The sequence below is a fragment of the Leclercia sp. genome (genome assembly GCF_036780805.1).
Taxonomy (GTDB): Bacteria; Pseudomonadota; Gammaproteobacteria; order Enterobacterales; family Enterobacteriaceae; genus Enterobacter.
The window spans coordinates 355,831-373,207 of record NZ_DAIQCE010000001.1; the positions used below are offsets into that span (position 1 = coordinate 355,831).

The 17,377-nt window shown below is 55.8% G+C and carries 18 protein-coding genes, 1 tRNA gene, 1 pseudogene and 1 other annotated feature; of the genes and pseudogenes, 9 read left to right on the plus strand and 11 right to left on the minus strand.

The features are described 5' to 3' along the window. Positions 1-79: 79 nt before the first annotated feature. Positions 80-1,060 carry an LPS O-antigen chain length determinant protein WzzB gene (gene wzzB, locus V7Q49_RS01510; RefSeq protein ID WP_333848976.1) on the plus strand — a complete coding sequence of 327 codons (981 nt, stop codon included), beginning with the start codon at positions 80-82 and terminating at the stop codon, positions 1,058-1,060. Positions 1,061-1,104: 44 nt separating this feature from the next. Here the strand turns inward: wzzB and hisIE are convergent, their stop codons facing one another. The 9 genes from hisIE to hisL all read right to left on the minus strand — a co-directional run bounded on the left by hisIE (position 1,105) and on the right by hisL (position 8,321). Continuing rightward, on the minus strand, positions 1,105-1,716 hold the full coding sequence (hisIE, locus tag V7Q49_RS01515; protein ID WP_231311941.1) for a bifunctional phosphoribosyl-AMP cyclohydrolase/phosphoribosyl-ATP diphosphatase HisIE: 612 nt from the start codon (positions 1,714-1,716) through the stop codon (positions 1,105-1,107). Continuing rightward, a complete protein-coding gene (gene hisF / locus V7Q49_RS01520; RefSeq protein ID WP_333848977.1) occupies positions 1,710-2,486 on the minus strand; it encodes an imidazole glycerol phosphate synthase subunit HisF in 777 nt (258 codons plus the stop codon). The genes hisIE and hisF overlap by 7 nt, the downstream gene beginning before the upstream one ends. Further along, positions 2,468-3,205 carry a 1-(5-phosphoribosyl)-5-[(5-phosphoribosylamino)methylideneamino]imidazole-4-carboxamide isomerase gene (hisA, locus tag V7Q49_RS01525; protein ID WP_333848978.1) on the minus strand — a complete coding sequence of 246 codons (738 nt, stop codon included), beginning with the start codon at positions 3,203-3,205 and terminating at the stop codon, positions 2,468-2,470. The genes hisF and hisA overlap by 19 nt, the downstream gene beginning before the upstream one ends. Then, entirely contained in the window at positions 3,205-3,795 is a 591-nt protein-coding gene (gene hisH, locus V7Q49_RS01530; RefSeq protein WP_191152447.1) for an imidazole glycerol phosphate synthase subunit HisH, read from the minus strand. The genes hisA and hisH overlap by 1 nt, the downstream gene beginning before the upstream one ends. Further along, on the minus strand, positions 3,795-4,862 hold the full coding sequence (gene hisB, locus V7Q49_RS01535) for a bifunctional histidinol-phosphatase/imidazoleglycerol-phosphate dehydratase HisB (RefSeq protein ID WP_333848980.1): 1,068 nt from the start codon (positions 4,860-4,862) through the stop codon (positions 3,795-3,797). Before hisB ends, hisH begins: the two co-directional genes overlap by 1 nt. After that, positions 4,859-5,920 carry a histidinol-phosphate transaminase gene (hisC, locus tag V7Q49_RS01540; protein WP_333848981.1) on the minus strand — a complete coding sequence of 354 codons (1,062 nt, stop codon included), beginning with the start codon at positions 5,918-5,920 and terminating at the stop codon, positions 4,859-4,861. The genes hisB and hisC overlap by 4 nt, the downstream gene beginning before the upstream one ends. Continuing rightward, on the minus strand, positions 5,917-7,221 hold the full coding sequence (gene hisD / locus V7Q49_RS01545) for a histidinol dehydrogenase (RefSeq protein ID WP_333848982.1): 1,305 nt from the start codon (positions 7,219-7,221) through the stop codon (positions 5,917-5,919). Before hisD ends, hisC begins: the two co-directional genes overlap by 4 nt. 5 nt (positions 7,222-7,226) lie before the next feature. After that, positions 7,227-8,126: an ATP phosphoribosyltransferase gene (gene hisG, locus V7Q49_RS01550; protein ID WP_191152451.1), complete on the minus strand. Its 900-nt coding sequence runs from the start codon at positions 8,124-8,126 to the stop codon at positions 7,227-7,229. A 45-nt stretch (positions 8,127-8,171) separates the two neighbouring features. Next, positions 8,172-8,295: a sequence feature (His leader region), on the minus strand. Then, positions 8,271-8,321, minus strand: a complete 51-nt coding sequence (hisL, locus tag V7Q49_RS01555) for a his operon leader peptide (protein ID WP_001364200.1) — start codon at positions 8,319-8,321, stop codon at positions 8,271-8,273. It overlaps the preceding feature by 25 nt. 174 nt (positions 8,322-8,495) lie before the next feature. Here hisL and V7Q49_RS01560 point away from each other — a divergent pair, with 174 nt between their 5' ends. From V7Q49_RS01560 to V7Q49_RS01570, 4 genes and pseudogenes are all read left to right on the plus strand, one after another. Next, positions 8,496-9,323, plus strand: a complete 828-nt coding sequence (locus V7Q49_RS01560) for an SDR family oxidoreductase (RefSeq protein WP_333848983.1) — start codon at positions 8,496-8,498, stop codon at positions 9,321-9,323. A 40-nt stretch (positions 9,324-9,363) separates the two neighbouring features. Continuing rightward, positions 9,364-10,349: pseudogene (locus tag V7Q49_RS01565) on the plus strand (LysR substrate-binding domain-containing protein). Between the two features lie 159 nt (positions 10,350-10,508). After that, complete coding sequence (yoeI, locus tag V7Q49_RS23490; RefSeq protein ID WP_100780850.1) at positions 10,509-10,571, plus strand: membrane protein YoeI; 63 nt, start codon at positions 10,509-10,511, stop codon at positions 10,569-10,571. Continuing rightward, on the plus strand, positions 10,561-11,919 hold the full coding sequence (locus V7Q49_RS01570) for an APC family permease (RefSeq protein WP_333848986.1): 1,359 nt from the start codon (positions 10,561-10,563) through the stop codon (positions 11,917-11,919). The genes yoeI and V7Q49_RS01570 overlap by 11 nt, the downstream gene beginning before the upstream one ends. 87 nt (positions 11,920-12,006) lie before the next feature. Here the strand turns inward: V7Q49_RS01570 and sbcB are convergent, their stop codons facing one another. Next, positions 12,007-13,443, minus strand: coding sequence for an exodeoxyribonuclease I (sbcB, locus tag V7Q49_RS01575; RefSeq protein ID WP_333850464.1), 1,437 nt, complete (start codon positions 13,441-13,443; stop codon positions 12,007-12,009). A 192-nt stretch (positions 13,444-13,635) separates the two neighbouring features. Here sbcB and dacD point away from each other — a divergent pair, with 192 nt between their 5' ends. The 4 genes from dacD (at position 13,636) to V7Q49_RS01595 (ending at position 17,067) form a co-directional block, all read left to right on the plus strand. After that, entirely contained in the window at positions 13,636-14,808 is a 1,173-nt protein-coding gene (gene dacD / locus V7Q49_RS01580; RefSeq protein ID WP_333850465.1) for a serine-type D-Ala-D-Ala carboxypeptidase DacD, read from the plus strand. Positions 14,809-14,929: 121 nt separating this feature from the next. After that, a complete protein-coding gene (sbmC, locus tag V7Q49_RS01585) occupies positions 14,930-15,403 on the plus strand; it encodes a DNA gyrase inhibitor SbmC (RefSeq protein WP_333848987.1) in 474 nt (157 codons plus the stop codon). Between the two features lie 102 nt (positions 15,404-15,505). Beyond that, positions 15,506-16,564: an FUSC family protein gene (locus V7Q49_RS01590; protein WP_333848988.1), complete on the plus strand. Its 1,059-nt coding sequence runs from the start codon at positions 15,506-15,508 to the stop codon at positions 16,562-16,564. 167 nt (positions 16,565-16,731) lie between these two features. Then, positions 16,732-17,067, plus strand: a complete 336-nt coding sequence (locus V7Q49_RS01595) for a DUF496 family protein (RefSeq protein ID WP_333848989.1) — start codon at positions 16,732-16,734, stop codon at positions 17,065-17,067. A gap of 111 nt (positions 17,068-17,178) precedes the next feature. Here V7Q49_RS01595 and V7Q49_RS01600 read toward each other — a convergent pair. Next, positions 17,179-17,254, minus strand: a tRNA-Asn gene (locus tag V7Q49_RS01600). Positions 17,255-17,377 lie beyond the last annotated feature (123 nt).

Sequence of the window (17,377 nt, forward strand, 5' to 3'; positions counted from 1 at the left end):
CCTATAGAAAATCCGTCAACAATCGATAAACTATATCTGAAACTTTATTATTTGCGCTTTTTGGCCTTCGAAGGATTATATGACGCAGAACAACAATAACGTGGTCACGCGAAGCAGTGACCCTGAGCAGGTTGATTTAATTGATCTATTGATGCAGCTTTGGCGTGGGAAATGGTTAATCGCTGCGTTTATCGTTATCGCTCTTGTGATTGCTGGCGTGTACCTGACTATTGCAAAAGAGAAGTGGACATCTACCGCGATCATTACCCAACCTGACGCCGCTCAAATTGGCAGTTATAGCAACGCGCTGAATATCCTTTATGGGAGTAATGCGCCGAAATTAACCGATATCCAGGAGAGCGTGATTACTCGCTATAACGCCTCATTCTCCGCATTGTCCCAGACGCTGGAAAATAAAGCTGACGCGGAAAAGTTGACTATCGAACCTACAGTAAAAGGCCAAAGCTTCCCGTTTAGTATCAAATACGTAAGTACTTCGGCCGAAGCGGCGCAAAAGCAGGTGGCGCAGTATATCCAGCAGGTAGATGAGCTGATTCAAAAAGAGCTTCAGGTTGACCTCAACGATAACATCAAGCAGCAGGTCACCAGTCTGAAAGATGTGCTGAGTAACCAGGAGACGATTGCTCAGGAACAGAAGGATTTACGCATCAAACAGGTTGCTGAAGCGTTGAAGTATGCTCAGGCGGCAAACGTTACCAGTCCAAAAATCCAACAGACGCAAGAAGTTACGCAGGAAACGATGTTCCTGTTAGGTACCGAAGCGTTGCAGGAGATGATCGCGCGTGAGTCATCGCGTCCGCTTACGCTGTCCGACAGCTACTATCAAAACAAACAGAAATTGCTGGATATCGAGAAGCTGAAAATCGATCCGACTACCATCCATGCCTATCGTTACGTGATGAAGCCGGACCTGCCGATTCGTCGTGACAGCCCTAAACGTTCGCTGGTGCTGGTGCTGGCTGTACTGCTGGGCGGTATCATTGGCTCCGGCGTCGTATTAGGCCGTAACGCTCTGCGCAACTACCAGCCCCGGGCCTGATACAGGCCTGCAAGCTGAAAAAAAACCGGGTTTCCCCGGTTTTTTTATTTGTGTCGCTGACGCAGATTCTCTATCACGGCGGTCAAATCTAACTCCTGATCCTGCAGTAGCACCAGCAGGTGATACATCAGATCAGAGGCTTCGTTTGTCAGTTCAGCCCGGTCGTTGACGGTAGCGGCCAGCGCGGTCTCAACGCCTTCTTCACCCACTTTTTGCGCGATACGCTTGGTGCCGCTGGCATAGAGCTTCGCGGTATAGGAGCTTTGCGGGTCGGCAGTTTTACGCTCAGCCAGCAGTTGCTCGAGTTGATACAGGAACAGCCACTGGTGGCTGGCATCGCCAAAGCAGCTGCTGGTGCCGAGGTGGCAGGTCGGTCCGATGGGATTCACCAGCACCAGCAGGGTATCGTTGTCGCAGTCCGGGGTGATGCTGACCACGTTCAGAAAATGGCCGGACGTTTCGCCTTTGGTCCACAGACGCTGTTTGGTGCGCGAGAAAAAGGTGACTTTGCCGCTGTCGATGGTCTTCGCCAGCGCATCCTGATTCATATAACCCAGCATCAGTACTTCGCCGGATACCGCGTGCTGCACAACTACCGGCATTAAGCCGTCGGTCTTTTCCCAGTCCAGTTGCGCACGTTGTTGCTCTGTTAGCATACCCTTATCTCCACGCCCTGATTTGCCAGGAACGTTTTTAACTCACCAATATTAATGATCTGCTTGTGAAATACCGAGGCTGCCAGCGCGCCATCAACGTCGGCGTCGCGGAAGGCTTCCAGGAAGTGTTCCATCGTACCTGCGCCGCCCGAGGCAATCAGCGGCACATGGCATACCTCGCGCACTTTTTTCAGCTGCGCCAGGTCATAGCCGTTACGCACGCCGTCCTGGTTCATCATATTCAGTACGATCTCACCTGCACCGCGCTTCTGCACTTCCTGCACCCAGTCCAGCGTCTCCCACTGGGTGACGCGAGTGCGGCTCTCATCGCCGGTATACTGATTGACGTGGTATTTGCCGGTGGCTTCGTCAAACCAGGTATCAATCCCGACCACGATGCACTGCACGCCAAAGCGATCGGCCAGGCGGGTGATGAGCTCAGGATCGGCCAGAGCAGGGGAGTTAATGGAAATTTTGTCGGCACCAAAGGTGAGGATCTTTGCCGCGTCGTCTGCTGATTTAATCCCGCCTGCCACGCAGAAGGGAATATCAATCACTTCCGCCACGCGCGCGACCCAGCTCTTATCCACTACGCGGCCATCGCTGGAGGCGGTGATATCGTAAAATACCAGCTCGTCGGCACCTTCTTCGGCATAGCGTTTTGCCAGAGGAACGATATCGCCGATGATCTCGTGATTGCGGAACTGCACGCCTTTGACGACCTGACCATCACGCACGTCGAGACAAGGAATTATCCGTTTTGCCAGCATTGAATCGCCTCCTTAACCGTAAATTTTTCTTCCAGCAGGGCGCGCCCAACGATCACCCCACGTACCCCGGTCCCGCGCAGGGCCGCGATATCATTCAAATCACCAATACCGCCGGATGACTGGAACGCCACCTGCGGATAACGGGCGCAAACCTCTTCGTACAGCGACACGTTAGAACCAGCCAGCGTGCCGTCACGGGAGATATCAGTGCATAAAACATGCTTCAGGCTCATCGGCAGATAGCGATCCACCAGCTCCTCCAGCGTCACGCCGGAGTTCTCCTGCCAGCCGCTGACCGCCACCTGTTTATTACCCTGTTCGTCGATACGCACATCCAGCGCGAGCACCAGCGCGTCGGCGCCAAAGCGCTTGAACCAGCCTTGTACCGTCTCAGGCTCTTTTACCGCAGTAGAGCCCACCACCACGCGCGCCACGCCCGCTTCCAGCAGCGCCGCTACGTCCTCTTCGGTGCGCACGCCACCGCCAACCTGAACCGGGACGTTAACGCCCGCGACCAGCTTTTTCAGCAGCGGGATCTGGCGCTTGGCCGGATCTTTCGCGCCGGTCAGGTCAACCAGGTGCAGCACCTCGGCGCCCTGTGCGGCATAGTCCTGCAGGCGCGGCAGCGGATCGTTACCATAGTCGCGCTGCTGGCCATAATCGCCCTGGTGCAGACGGACAACCGTGCCGTCAATCAAATCTAAAGCGGGAATAATCATCACATCTCCAGGAAGTTTTTCAGCAACTGCGCCCCTGCGGCCCCGGAACGCTCCGGGTGGAACTGCACGCCGTAGAAATTGTCTTTCTGCACTGCGGCGGTGAAGGGTTCGCCATAGTGGCACTGGGCGATGGTATTTGCGTTCACCGGCATCGCGTAGCTGTGCACAAAATAGAAGTAAGCCCCGTCCTCGATACCGCGGAACAGCCGATCGCCCGCTTTGGGATAGACCCGGTTCCAGCCCATGTGCGGCAGCGGCAGGCCGTGGTCGGTCATTTTTGGCACGTCCTCGTCGATGATGCCCAGCAGATCCACGCCGTTGGACTCTTCGCTGCGGCGCCCCAGCAGCTGCATTCCCAGACAGATACCCAGCACCGGCTGGGTACAGGCTTTTATCAGTTCAACCAGCTCACGCTGGTGAATCTGATCCATTGCCGCCTGCGCCGTACCGACGCCAGGTAAAAAGAGTTTGCTGGCGTGCAGCACCACATCCGGATCGCGGCTGACCAGCGGATCGTAACCGTGGCGCATAATCGCGGATTTCACGGAGTTGAGGTTGGCGCAGCCGGTATCGAGGATCACCACGTTCATTACAGCACTCCTTTCGACGACGGCAGGGTATCGCCTTCCACGCGAATGGCCTGGCGCAGGGTGCGGCCAAAGGCCTTAAACAGGCTCTCCACGCGGTGGTGATCGTTCTTACCTTTGGTTTTCAGGTGCAGCGTCAGGCCCATGGTGTAGGAGAGGGAGCGGAAAAAGTGCTCAACCATCTCGGTGCTCAGGTCGCCTACGCGCTGATAGGTAAAGTCGGCTTTGTATTCCAGGTGCGGACGGCCGGAGATATCCAGCGCACAGCGGGCCAGACACTCATCCATTGGCAGCACAAAGCCAAAGCGGTTGATGCCGCGCTTATCGCCCAGCGCCAGCTTCAGCGCTTCGCCCAGTGCCAGGCCGGTATCTTCGACGGTGTGGTGATCGTCAATGTAGAGATCGCCCTTAACGCCGATCTCCATGCGGAAACCGCCGTGGGTGGCGATCTGATCCAGCATATGATCGAAGAAACCCACGCCGGTGTGGATCTTGCTGCCGCCTTCGCGATCCAGCCACACCTTGACGTCGATCTGCGTCTCTTTGGTATTGCGCTCCACGTGGGAGTAACGGTCACGTTTGGTCAGCTGCTCGCCAATCATCGCCCAGTTCAGACCCTCACGCTGATAGCGCAGGCCGGTGATACCCATGTTGCTCGCCAGCTCAATGTCCGTAGCGCGATCGCCAATCACATAGCTGTTGACTTTATCCAGCGCCGCTTCGGCCAGATACTGCTCAACCAGCTTCACTTTCGGCTTCCGGCAGTCGCAGTTATCGGCAGGCAGGTGCGGACAAATCAGGACCTCATCAAATACCACGCCCTGAGAGGTGAGGATCTGCATCATCAGGTCGTGCGGGCCGTCAAAATCCGCCTGCGGGAAGCTGTCCGTGCCGAGGCCGTCCTGATTGGTGATCATCACCAGCTTAAAACCGGCTTTCTGCAGCTTCAGCAGCACCGGAATGACGTCGGCTTCAAAGGCCAGTTTGTCGAAACGATCGACCTGATAGTCACTGGGTGGTTCCGAAATGATAGTGCCGTCACGATCGATAAAGAGGTACTTCTGGCTCATACTTTCTCCGCATTCAGGGCGTCGATAACGCGCTGGCTCTCTTCACGGGTACCCACGGTAATGCGTAAGCAGCCACTTAAAGAGGGTTGTTTGTTCTGGTCTCGTAAGATAATGCCCTGATCCCACAAAGATTTAAATACTGCACTCGAGGCGGTAAAACGCGCCAGAATATAGTTGGTTTCTGACTCGAAAACCTGTTCAACGCAGGCGATATTTTTAAGCTCGCTGACGAAGTACTGACGCTCGTCGACAATCTGCGCCACGCGGCTCCGCATGGCGGTGATGCCTTCTGGCGACAGCGCCTGGGCGGCGATATCCGCCACCGGCGTCGAGAGCGGATAAGGCGCAATCACCTTCATCAGCAGGTCGATCACCTCTTTATTAGCCAGCGTAAAGCCGCAGCGCAGTCCGGCCAGGGCAAAGGCTTTGGACAGGGTACGCAGGATCACCAGGTGCGGATACTCCTTCAGCCAGCCGGCGAGCGTCGCCTGCGGGCAAAACTCGATATAGGCCTCATCGGCCACCACCAGGGCTTTGCCGCGGGTCATCTCCAGCAGCGTGCGGATATCCTGGGGATTAATCAGCTGGCCGGTAGGGTTATTCGGGCTGCAGACAAATACCACCTTCACACCGTCGAGATTGTCGGCGATCCCCTGCAAATCGAGCTGCCAGTTTTCCAGCGCAGGCACTTTGCGCAGCTCCACGTTGAAGGTTTCGGCGCTGACGCTGTACATGCCGTAGGTCGGCGGGCAGTAGAGCACCGCGTCTTTGCCCGGCTCGCAGAAGGCGCGGATCAGCAGTTCGATGCCTTCATCCGCCCCGCGGCTGACCAGCACCTGCTCCGGTTGTACCCCGGCATAGGCCGCATAGTTTTCGATCACCGCTTTCGGCTGACACTCCGGGTAGCGGTTCAGCGTCTGCTGGGTCAGCGCGAAGCTGACGGCAGTTGGAAATTCATTGGCGTTCAGCCACACGTCGCCATTGCCACCCAGGCGGCGGGCGGATTGATACGGGGTCAGGGCGCGAACGTTGTCGCGGGCTAACTCTTCAATACTCATGCTTGCTCCTTCAGGGCGGCGACGCGCAGCGTCACGGCATTTTTGTGGGCGGTCAGACGTTCGGCGGCGGCCAGCGTTTCGATAGTAGAAGCGAGTGAGGCAAAGCCCTCGCGGGAGAGCTCCTGAACGGTCATGCGCTTCTGGAAATCCGCCAGTCCGAGGCTGGAACAGGTGGAGGTATACCCGTAGGTCGGCAGCACGTGGTTAGTGCCGGAGGCATAATCGCCTGCGGACTCCGGTGACCAGTCGCCAAGGAACACCGACCCGGCGCTGGTGATGCTGTCAACCAGCTCACGGGCGTTGCGGGTCTGGATGATCAGGTGCTCCGGGCCGTAGAGGTTTGAAATGGCGATGCACTGGGCCAGATCCCGGGCCACAATCAAGCGGCTGGCGGAGAGCGCCTGGCGGGCGGTATCGGCACGCGGCAGATCGGCCAGCTGACGTTCAACTGCTTCACCGACCCGTTGTGCCATACCTGCATCCGGCGTCAGCAGGATCACCTGCGAGTCCGGGCCGTGCTCTGCCTGAGAGAGCAGATCCGAGGCCACGAAATCCGGCGTCGCGCCGCTGTCGGCAATGACCAGCACTTCCGACGGGCCGGCCGGCATGTCGATGGCCGCACCGTCCAGGCGCTGGCTGACCTGACGTTTGGCTTCGGTGACGAAGGCGTTGCCTGGCCCGAAGATTTTATCCACGCGCGGCACTGATTCGGTACCCAGCGCCAGCGCCGCGATAGCTTGCGCCCCGCCAACGTTGAAAATCTCCTGCACACCGCACAGCTGGGCGGCATACAGAATTTCATCGGCAATCGGTGGCGGAGAGCAGAGCACCACTTTGCGACAACCAGCGATACGGGCAGGGGTCGCCAGCATTAATACGGTAGAGAAGAGGGGGGCGGAGCCACCCGGAATATACAGGCCCACCGAGTCGACCGGACGGGTCACCTGCTGGCAGCGCACGCCGGGCAGGGTTTCCACATCAACGGTTTGCAGTTGCTGTGCGGTGTGGAAGGTATCAATGTTCTGCACCGCGACGGCCATCGCCTGCTTTAGCTCATCGCTCAGACGCGCTGCAGCCTCGGCGATCGCCTGCTCGCTCACCTTCAGCGCGCCGACTTCGGTTTTGTCGAATTTCGCGCTGTACTCCCGCAGGGCATCGTCGCCACGGGTTTTCACATTTTCCAGAATCTCCGCCACGGTGCGAGTGATGCTTTCCGACGCGGAGATGGCCGGACGCATCAGCAGATCGCGCTGTTGTTCTGCGCTACAGGTGTTCCAGTCGATAACGGTGTTAAAGGTCATGGTTGTTACTCCATCATCTTCTCAATCGGCAACACCAGGATGGAACTGGCGCCCAGCGCTTTCAGTTTTTCCATGGTTTCCCAGAACAGGGTTTCGCTACTGACCATATGCATCGCCACGCGCTGCTGATCGCCAGCCAGCGGCAGAATGGTGGGACGTTCCGCGCCTGGCAGCAGGGCAATCACCTCATCCAGACGTTCGGTCGGCGCGTGCATCATGATGTATTTCGATTCGCGGGCCTGGATCACCCCCTGAATACGGGTCAGCAGGCGGTCAATCAGCTGCTGCTTGGCTTCCGGCATCTCGCCGTCACGCTGGATCAGGCAGGCTTTGGAGCGATAGATCACTTCCACTTCGCGCAGGCCGTTGGCTTCCAGCGTGGCGCCGGTGGAGACCAGGTCGCAAATCGCGTCAGCCAGCCCGGCACGCGGAGCCACTTCAACCGAACCGTTCAGCAGGCAGGATTTGAACTGCACCCCTTTCTGATCGAGGTAACGCTTCAGCAGGTGAGGGTAGGAGGTGGCAATACGTTTGCCGTTCAGCCCCGCCGGACCGTCCCAGGCTTCGTCAGCGGAGGTGGCCAGCGACAGGCGGCAGCCGCCAAAATCCAGACGGCGCAGGGTGAAGTAACGCGGGTCTTCGCCCTGCGCGCGGCGGGTCAGAAGTTCTTCTTCCAGCACGTTTTCGCCTATGATGCCCAGATCTACCACGCCGTCCATCACCAGACCGGGAATGTCGTCGTCACGCACGCGCAGAATATCAATCGGCATATTCTCTGCCAGCGCAATCAGACGCTGCGTGTGCAGGTTAATTTTAATGCCGCAGCGGGCCAGCAGTTCGCGGGAATCGTCGCTAAGACGACCTGATTTCTGCATAGCTATGCGTAAACGTGAATTATCTAACATTGTCGGTTCCTCATGATCCTGTTGTAACTTGCCTGAACACGGTCCAAAAAAAAGCCCCCGGAAGATGATCTTCCGGGGGCTTTTTCTTGCGTTCATGCACCGCTGGAAGATCTAACTGTCTTCCAGCACACATCGCCTGAAAGACTAGTCAGGATGATGGTGATGATGGTGGTGTTTAAATTGAACGCGTGTCATAAAATTCTCGATGAATGCTTATTCATGTGATGTCGTTTAACCTAAACCACTTGCGCTACATAAAGCAAGGGCTTTTTTTAATCATTAAATGATTTCATATTTGCGCTATCAATTGTCAGTTGCGCATAGCTGGCGTAGCCTTAAAGCAGAGGCGTAAAAGTCAGGAGAAAACGCATGAAAAAGGTCGCCATTGTCGGTCTGGGATGGCTTGGAATGCCGCTGGCCATGTCGCTACTTGCGCGGGGCTGGGAGGTTACCGGCAGTAAAACCACAGCGGATGGGGTCGAGGCGGCGCGGATGTGCGGCATCGAGAGTGTTGAATTGCGCCTGGAACCAGAGCTGGTATGCGATACCGACGACCTGGATACGTTACTGAGTGATGTGGATGCGCTGGTCATTACGCTGCCGGCGCGTCGCACCGGGCCGGGCGAGACTTATTATCTGCAGGCGGTACAGGAAATTGTCGACAGCGCCCTCGCGCACCATATTCCCCGTATTATTTTCACCAGTTCCACTTCGGTATATGGCGATGTTGAAGGTGCCGTAAAAGAGAATATGCCGCGCCAGCCGGTGACGGCCAGCGGACGGGTATTAAAAGAGCTGGAAGACTGGTTGCATAATTTACCCGGCACCCAGGTGGATATATTACGCCTTGCGGGGCTGGTGGGGCCAGGTCGCCATCCCGGTCGTTTTTTTGCAGGGAAATCAGCGCCTGATGGACAACATGGCGTCAACCTGGTGCATCTTGAAGACGTGATCGGCGCAATTACCCTGTTATTACAGGCCCCGAAAGGCGGGCACATCTATAATATATGTGCGCCCTCTCATCCAACACGCAGTACATTTTATCCGCTGATGGCGCGTCAGCTTGGCCTGGCGCCACCGCACTTCCACGATGCCCCCGGAGAGGGGAAGGGCAAATTGATTGATGGGAACCGCATCTGTCATGAACTGGGATTTGAGTATCTCTTTCCCGATCCGCTGGTTATGCCTATGGAGTAACGCCGCTGGCGGAGCGTAAGCGCACCACAAGGGGGTGAGCATGAAACCGCTGCTGGATGTCCTTATTATCCTTGATGCACTGGAAAAGGAGGGGAGCTTTGCTGCGGCCTCGGCGAAGCTCTTTAAAACCCCCTCAGCGCTCAGCTACACCGTTCATAAGCTCGAAAGCGATCTTAATATTCAGATCCTTGACCGTTCCGGCCACCGGGCTCGCTTTACCCGCACCGGGCAGATGCTGCTGGAGAAAGGGCGTGACGTACTGCATACGGTACGTGAGCTGGAAAAGCAGGCCGTCAAACTGCATCAAGGTTGGGAAAACGAGCTGATTATCGGCGTGGATGATACCTTTCCGTTTTCCCTGCTGGCGCCCCTTATCGAGGCCTTTTACGCGCGACACAGCGTTACCCGTCTCAAGTTTATTAACGGCGTGCTGGCTGGCTCCTGGGAGTCGCTGGTGCAGGGAAGGGCGGATATCGTCGTCGGCGCGCTGCACGAGCCGCCGCAGCTCAGCGATTTTGGTTTTGCCTGTATTGGGCAACTGGAACAGGTGTTCGTCGTTGCGCCGCACCATCCGCTGGCTCAGGAGCCGGAGCCGGTGAACCGGCGGACGATCAAAAATTATCGCGCTATTGTCGTGGGTGACAGTTCATTGCCGGGCAGTACGGCCTCTTCCCAGCTGCTGGACGATCAGGAAGCCATTACCGTATTTGATTTTAAAACCAAGCTGGAGCTGCAAATTAGCGGCTTAGGCTGCGGCTATCTGCCGCGTTATTTAGCCCAACGTTTTATTGAAAGCGGTGCGCTGGTAGAGAAACAAGTTATCGCGCAATCCAGTTATGATTCCGTATGGATTGGCTGGAATGAGCAGACCGCGGGGCTTGCCAGTGCATGGTGGCGACAAGAAATTTTAGCAAATAGTGCTATTGCTGCCGTTTATGCGCAGGGCGTCACTGAGAAATCAGCTGATTAAATAAAAATTTAACTTTAGGATGCCTTTCGATCTCTTGCATTTTCGCTATCATTTAGGGAAAATGCGCCGCAGCAAACATGGAATAATCGACGATATAAAAGGCGTCGATTATTTTTTTTTGCATGTAAGAAAACCATTAAATCCAAGAGGCCGGGCTTCGTACCGGATAGATATTTACTAAAATCCGACAGTTGTTGTCGCTGAGGAAGAAAGAAATGGGGCAATCATTCGCTTACGTGGCGGTATTCACCGTAAAGGAGAATAACCATGTCGCATAACGCAACTCCAAAAACCTCTCGCGTGGAATTACGTAAAACGCTTACGTTGATTCCGGTTGTTATGATGGGCCTTGCCTATATGCAGCCGATGACGCTGTTCGATACGTTTGGTATCGTTTCAGGCCTCACTGACGGTCACGTTGCAACGGCGTATGCCTTTGCGCTGATCGCGATCCTCTTTACCGCGCTGAGCTACGGCAAGCTGGTTCGCCGCTTCCCGTCCGCAGGCTCTGCGTACACCTATGCTCAGAAGTCCATTAGCCCGGCTGTTGGCTTTATGGTGGGCTGGTCATCCCTGCTGGACTACCTGTTCATGCCGATGATCAACATCCTGCTGGCAAAAATTTACTTCGAAGCGCTGGTGCCTTCCGTACCCTCGTGGATTTTCGTTGTGGCGCTGGTGGCCTTTATGACCATCTCTAACCTGCGCAGCATCAAGACCGTTGCCAACTTCAACACCCTGATCGTTATCCTGCAGATGGGTATCGTGGCAGTGATTGTGGGGATGATCATTTACGGCGTATCTCACGGTGAAGGCGCAGGTACCCTGACCAGCACCCGTCCGTTCTGGTCTGAAGGCGCGCATGTCGTGCCGATGATCACCGGTGCGACTATCCTGTGCTTCTCGTTCCTCGGCTTCGACGGCATCTCTTCTCTGTCTGAAGAGACCAAAGACGCTGAGCGTGTGATTCCGCGCGCTATTTTCCTGACGGCGTTGATTGGCGGCATTATCTTTATCGGTGCCTCTTACTTCCTGCAGCTGTACTTCCCGGATATCTCTCGCTTCAAAGATCCGGACGCGTCACAGCCAGAAATCATGCTGTATGTTGCCGGTAAAACCTTCCAGTGGGGCGTGCTGATCTTCTCCAGCGTTACCGTTCTGGCATCCGGTATGGCGGCACACGCGGGCGTTTCCCGTCTGATGTACGTGATGGGCCGTGATGGCGTGTTCCCGACTCGCTTCTTCGGTTATGTTCATCCGAAATGGCGTACCCCGGCATGGAACGTGCTGCTGGTTGGCGCAATCGCCCTGATGGCGATTAAGTTTGACCTGGTTACAGCGACTGCGCTGATCAACTTCGGTGCGCTGGTTGCCTTTACCTTTGTTAACCTCTCCGTGATCTCTCAGTTCTGGATCCGTGAGAAGCGCAACAAAACGTTGAAAGACCACTTCAATTACCTGCTGCTGCCGGTATGTGGTGCGCTGACTGTCGGTGCGCTGTGGATCAACCTGGAAGAGAGCTCTATGGTTCTGGGTCTGATCTGGGGTGGTATCGGCCTGATTTACCTGGCATGCGTTACTAAAAGCTTCCGCAACCCGGTTCCTCAGTACGAAGACGTCGCGTAATAAATCTGTCGGCCCGGCAAGCGTAGCGACGCCGGGCAAAACAAAAAAACCGGAGAACATCGCCTCCGGTTTTTTTATGCCCTGAACTTACACAATCTCCTGCGCATACTGATACAGCGCTTTCAACAGCGCCTGCTTTTCAGCATTTCCTTCATACTCGCCGTAGAGCATTTCCAGCTCCTGGGCGTAGGCCTGCAAATACTCCGGCGTAAACACGTTGCGGCGATGCTGTAACCACCGTTCCTGTTCGGCCTCATCCAGCGTGCCGGGGAAATTACGCGCCCGGTAGTTAAAGATCAGCTTGTTGATGCGACTATCGGCAAAGGTGATATCCAGCGCGGGCAGGTTACGGGGATCGGTCTGCAACACGATATTCATGGCAGAGCGATCGGCATCGCTGAAAAAGCCATTATAGAGTTGGGCATCGACGTTTTCTGAAGGGACGAACGGCTCTGCTTCGGCAAAAATCGCGACCACTTTTTCGCGCACCTGCGGGTTTTCCCGCAGCTTTTTCAGGTTGTCCAGACAGTGCTGGCGGTCGATTCCCAGCCGCCCGGCATCCTCCGGGCGCAGGGTGTTGGCGGGCGCCAGCACCGGGCACTTGTTGATATGCACCAGCTTCACCGGCACGGCAGCATCATCCCCCAGCGCCTCTTTCGGGGTGTAGAGCCGCTCGCGAAGCTCATTACTGTCCAGCGTCAGCAGCGGGGTAATATCCCCGGCCAAATCCACCATAATCACCGCGTTGCGGTTTTCCGGGTGCCAGGCCAGAGGCGCCACCCAGCTGGTATTTCCGCGCCAGGCGCCGAACATTCCGGAGATGTGCATCAGCGGCTTCATCTGCGGCACATCAATCAGGGTGGTGAGTTTCTGCTTGCTGCGATGGCTGAGCAGGTACTCAAACAGTTTGGGCTGTCGGGTCTTCACCAGCTTCGCCATGGCGATAGTGGCGTAGACGTCCGCCATCGCGTCATGAGCATTACTGTGTTCAATGCCGTTCGCACGGGTCAGATGTTCAAGGCGGAAGCTGGGGAGCCCGTCCTCATTTTCGGGCCAGTTGATCCCTTCCGGACGCAAGGCATAGCAGGCGCGCATCACGTCCAGCAGATCCCAGCGCGAGTTCTTGTTTTGCCAGCTCCAGGCATAGGGATCGTAGAAGTTGCGGTAAAATATATGCCGGGTCACTTCGTCATCGAAGCGCACATTGTTGTAGCCCACCACGCAGGTGTTGGGCACGGTAAACAGGTCATGAATGCGACGGGCAAACTCTGCTTCATTTACCCCTATCTCCCGCGCTTCCTGCGGGGTGATGCCGGTGACCATTACCGCGCCGGGCTGAGGCAAATAATCATCGGCGGGCTTGCAATAAAACACCTCAGGCTCACCGATGATATTGAAATCGGCATCGGTGCGGATCGCGGCAAACTGTGCAGGGCGGTCCAGCGAGGGGCTGGTGCCAAAGGTTTCGTAATCGTGGAATAAAAATGTAGGCAGCGCGGCGGAGTCAGACACCAGTAATACCATCCTGTTTATGAGTGACACCTCTATGGTAAACCATCCGGCCTGGCACGCCGAAGGAAAAGCGCCGCCAGCCTGCAAATTTGCGAGGCATCGTCCGGAAAAAACCTGCGTACTGTCACATTTTTTTGCAATTATTCCAGGTATCCAGCGGAAAACTTCCGTAAAAAGGGCAACGATTTTAAATGACCTGAGGATATACCGTTGAAACGCCGTCTGTTTATTGCTGTTTCTTTACTCACTTTGAGCATTTCTTCCGCGCTGGCTGCCGACCCGATTAACTATGCGCCGCAGCCGCCAGCTATTCAGGCAGGCTCCTGGGTGCTGATGGATTACACGACGGGGCAGATTTTAACGGCGGGCAACGAACATGTGCAGCGGAATCCGGCCAGCCTGACCAAGCTGATGACCGGCTATGTAGTGGATCGCGCCATTGATAGCCATCACATCACCCCCGACGACATGGTTACGGTCGGTCAGGATGCCTGGGCTAAGGGCAATCCGGTGTTCGACGGCTCCTCGCTGATGTTCCTGAAGGCGGGCGAGCAGGTTTCGGTGCGCGACCTCAGCCGCGGCCTGATTGTTGACTCCGGCAACGACGCCTGCGTGGCGCTGGCCGATTACGTGGCGGGCGGGCAGCCGCAGTTTGTCACCATGATGAACGACTACGTTAAAAAGCTGAATCTGCGCGATACCCATTTTGAAACGGTGCACGGTCTGGATGCGCCGGGCCAGCACAGCTCAGCGTACGACCTGGCGGTGCTCTCACGCGCCATCATTCACGGTGAGCCGGCGTTTTATCACATGTACAGCGAGAAGAGCCTGACCTGGAATGGCATCACCCAGCAGAACCGAAACGGCCTGCTGTGGGATAAGTCGCTCAGCGTTGATGGCCTGAAAACCGGGCACACGTCCGGGGCTGGTTTTAACCTCATTGCCTCAGCGGTGGACGGTCAGCGCCGCCTGATTGCCGTTATCATGGGGGCCGAGAGCCCGAAAGGCCGCGAGGATCAGGCGCGCAAACTCCTGCACTGGGGACAGCAAAACTTCGACACCGTGCAGATCCTGCGTAACGGTAAGCAGGTAGGTATCGAGCGGATCTGGTACGGCGATAAAGAGCAGATTTCGCTGGGGACCGATCAGGACTTCTGGCTGTCGCTGCCGAAGGCGGAGCTGCCGAACATTAAAGCCAAATATGTGCTGGATAAAAAAGAGCTGGAAGCGCCGATTGCCTCGCATCAGCGGGTGGGGGAGATCGAGCTGTACGATCGCGATAAGGTGGTTGCCCACTGGCCGCTGGTGACCCTGGAAAGCGTCGGTAAAGGCGGGATGTTCTCACGTCTGAGCGACTATCTGCACCATAAAGCCTGACGGCAGAATGAGCAGGCTGGCGACTGTGCGAGCCTGCTCGCATAATAGACAGATCATCATTGTTAAACCGCATTTCTCTGCATTACAGTGTATGTATATACAGTAACCAATCGGAGGCAGCATGGACTACAGCATCAAGCACCAAAACAAACGCAAAATCGCCGGTTTTCATATGGTTGGCCCCTGGGAGCAAACGGTTAAGCAGGGTTTTGAGCAGCTGGTGATGTGGGTGGATGGCAAGCACATTCAGCCGCTGGAGTGGGTGGCGGTCTATTATGATAATCCCGATGAAGTGCCGGCAGAAAAGTTGCGCTGCGACACGGTTGTCACCGTGCCGGACGATTTTGTCATCCCCGCCAACAGCGAAGGGGTGATCCTCACCGAAGTGGCCGAAGGCGAGTACGCGGTCGCCACCGCCCGCGTTGAGAATTTTGACTTTGCCACTCCGTGGAACCTGTTTTTCGATAGCCTGCTTGAAGATGGCGATTACCAGATCGCACCGAAACCCTGCTTCGAACGCTACCTGAACGACGGTAACGCCGATGGCTACTGGGATATCGAGATGTTTATTCCGGTACAAAACCGGGTTGCGTAACGCCGCACCTATGCCCACTCTTCACAGGGTTTTTCTGCCGGATGCCACCACTCCGGCAGAAAACGCAGTACAATCAGGGTTTGCCGTAATGCTGGAGAGCGTGTGCGCCCCGACAAAACTTTAACGCCTTTTGAAATAAGACTGTATCGCCATTACCGCACCGTACATGGATGCCGTATTGCGCTGGCGTTTATCCTCACCTTTTTACTGGTGCGTCTGCTGGACGTACCGGAAGGAACATGGCCGCTGATTACCCTGGTGGTCATCATGGGGCCCATCTCCTTTTGGGGCAACGTTGTGCCGCGCGCGTTCGAGCGCATTGGCGGCACCATTCTGGGCTCGGCGCTAGGGCTGATCGCCCTGAAGCTGGAACTTATCTCCCTGCCGCTGATGCTGCTGTGGTGCGCGGCGGCGATGTTCCTCTGCGGCTGGCTGGCACTCGGCAAGCGCCCCTATCAGTCGTTGCTGATTGGTATCACCCTGGCGGTAGTGATCGGCGCCCCTACCGGGGATATGCACACCGCGCTATGGCGAAGCGGCGACGTGATCCTCGGTTCCCTGCTGGCGATGCTGTTTACCGGGATCTGGCCGCAGCGGGCGTTCCTGCACTGGCGTATCCAGATGGCGAACTATGTCACCGCCTTTAACCGGGTCTATCAGGCCGGTTTTTCCCCCAACCTGGTGGAACGTCCGCGGCTGGAAAAGCATCTGCAAACCATCCTCAACGACGTGGTCAAAATGCGCGGCCTGATCACTTCGGCCAGCAAAGAAACCCATATTCAGAAATCCATCTTCGAAGCCATACAGACTGTCAGCCGCAACCTGGTCTGTATGCTGGAGCTGCAAATCAACGCCCACTGGGCCTCCCGGGCCAGCCATTTTGTGATGCTGAATGCCCGGACTTTAAAAGAGACGCAGCAGATGACGCAGCAGACGCTGCTTACCATTGCCCATGCGCTCTATGAAGGTAATCCGCAGCCGATTCTGGCCAATACCGAGAAGCTAAACGACATCGTTGCCGAGCTGCGCCAGCTGATCAACGATCGGAACAGCGAAAACGTGGCGGAAACGCCTATTCACGGCTATGTATGGTTGAGCATGGAGCTTGCGCGGCAGCTGGAGCTGTTGTCACATCTTATCTGCCGGGCATTGCGCAAATAAAAAGCGTCTATGCGCGGTCGCGTTGTCTGCTGCTTCGATTCAGCAGAAATTGAGGTTATGATAGGGACAAAGGAAAAATTATTGTCATCAGCAATCGCTGTCAGTAAGGTTAACGGCATCGCGGTTGTTTAAACGAATCCGAATCTCACATTATCAGGGGTGTAAAAATGGAAACTACCAAGCCTTCTTTCCAGGATGTTCTGGAATTCGTCCGCCTGTTCCGCCGCAAGAACAAACTGCAACGTGAAATCCAGGACGTTGAGAAAAAGATCCGTGACAACCAGAAGCGTGTTCTGCTGCTGGACAACCTGAGCGATTACATCAAACCCGGCATGAGCGTTGAAGCCATCCAGGGCATTATCGCCAGCATGAAAAGCGACTACGAAGACCGTGTAGACGACTACATCATCAAAAATGCTGAGATCTCTAAAGAACGTCGTGAAATCTCGAAGAAGCTGAAAGTCATGGGCGAAATCAAGCACGCTGAAGCCAAAGGCGAATAATCGCCGCTGAACAGGCTAAGCCCTCCGACCTGTCGGGGGGCTTTTTTTTTGGCGTCGGTTTACCGAACCCGGAAAAGCAAGAAGCCTGCTCGAAAGCAGGCTTCTTAAATGTGGCTCCTCTGACTGGACTCGAACCAGTGACATACGGATTAACAGTCCGCCGTTCTACCGACTGAACTACAGAGGAATCGTTGTGGAGCGTTATCTTAGCGGCGAAAAAACTTTTGTCAAACCTGATCTTAACCGATTTGGATTAACTGTTGATTCCGTCGTCAGTTTGACGCAATTACCAACATATTTTTGTGGGAAA

Coding starts and splice junctions, on each gene's coding strand:
- V7Q49_RS01570 (WP_333848986.1), top strand. CDS start 10,561: ATGTCGCATAACGCAACTCCAAAAACCTCTCGCGTGGAATTACGTAAA.
- hisA (WP_333848978.1), bottom strand. CDS start 3,205: ATGATTATTCCCGCTTTAGATTTGATTGACGGCACGGTTGTCCGTCTG.
- hisD (WP_333848982.1), bottom strand. CDS start 7,221: ATGACCTTTAACACCGTTATCGACTGGAACACCTGTAGCGCAGAACAA.
- wzzB (WP_333848976.1), top strand. CDS start 80: ATGACGCAGAACAACAATAACGTGGTCACGCGAAGCAGTGACCCTGAG.
- V7Q49_RS01595 (WP_333848989.1), top strand. CDS start 16,732: ATGGAAACTACCAAGCCTTCTTTCCAGGATGTTCTGGAATTCGTCCGC.
- hisIE (WP_231311941.1), bottom strand. CDS start 1,716: ATGCTAACAGAGCAACAACGTGCGCAACTGGACTGGGAAAAGACCGAC.
- sbmC (WP_333848987.1), top strand. CDS start 14,930: ATGGACTACAGCATCAAGCACCAAAACAAACGCAAAATCGCCGGTTTT.
- hisG (WP_191152451.1), bottom strand. CDS start 8,126: ATGTTAGATAATTCACGTTTACGCATAGCTATGCAGAAATCAGGTCGT.
- hisB (WP_333848980.1), bottom strand. CDS start 4,862: ATGAGCCAGAAGTACCTCTTTATCGATCGTGACGGCACTATCATTTCG.
- sbcB (WP_333850464.1), bottom strand. CDS start 13,443: ATGGTATTACTGGTGTCTGACTCCGCCGCGCTGCCTACATTTTTATTC.
- V7Q49_RS01560 (WP_333848983.1), top strand. CDS start 8,496: ATGAAAAAGGTCGCCATTGTCGGTCTGGGATGGCTTGGAATGCCGCTG.
- hisC (WP_333848981.1), bottom strand. CDS start 5,920: ATGAGTATTGAAGAGTTAGCCCGCGACAACGTTCGCGCCCTGACCCCG.
- hisH (WP_191152447.1), bottom strand. CDS start 3,795: ATGAACGTGGTGATCCTCGATACCGGCTGCGCCAACCTCAACTCCGTG.
- hisF (WP_333848977.1), bottom strand. CDS start 2,486: ATGCTGGCAAAACGGATAATTCCTTGTCTCGACGTGCGTGATGGTCAG.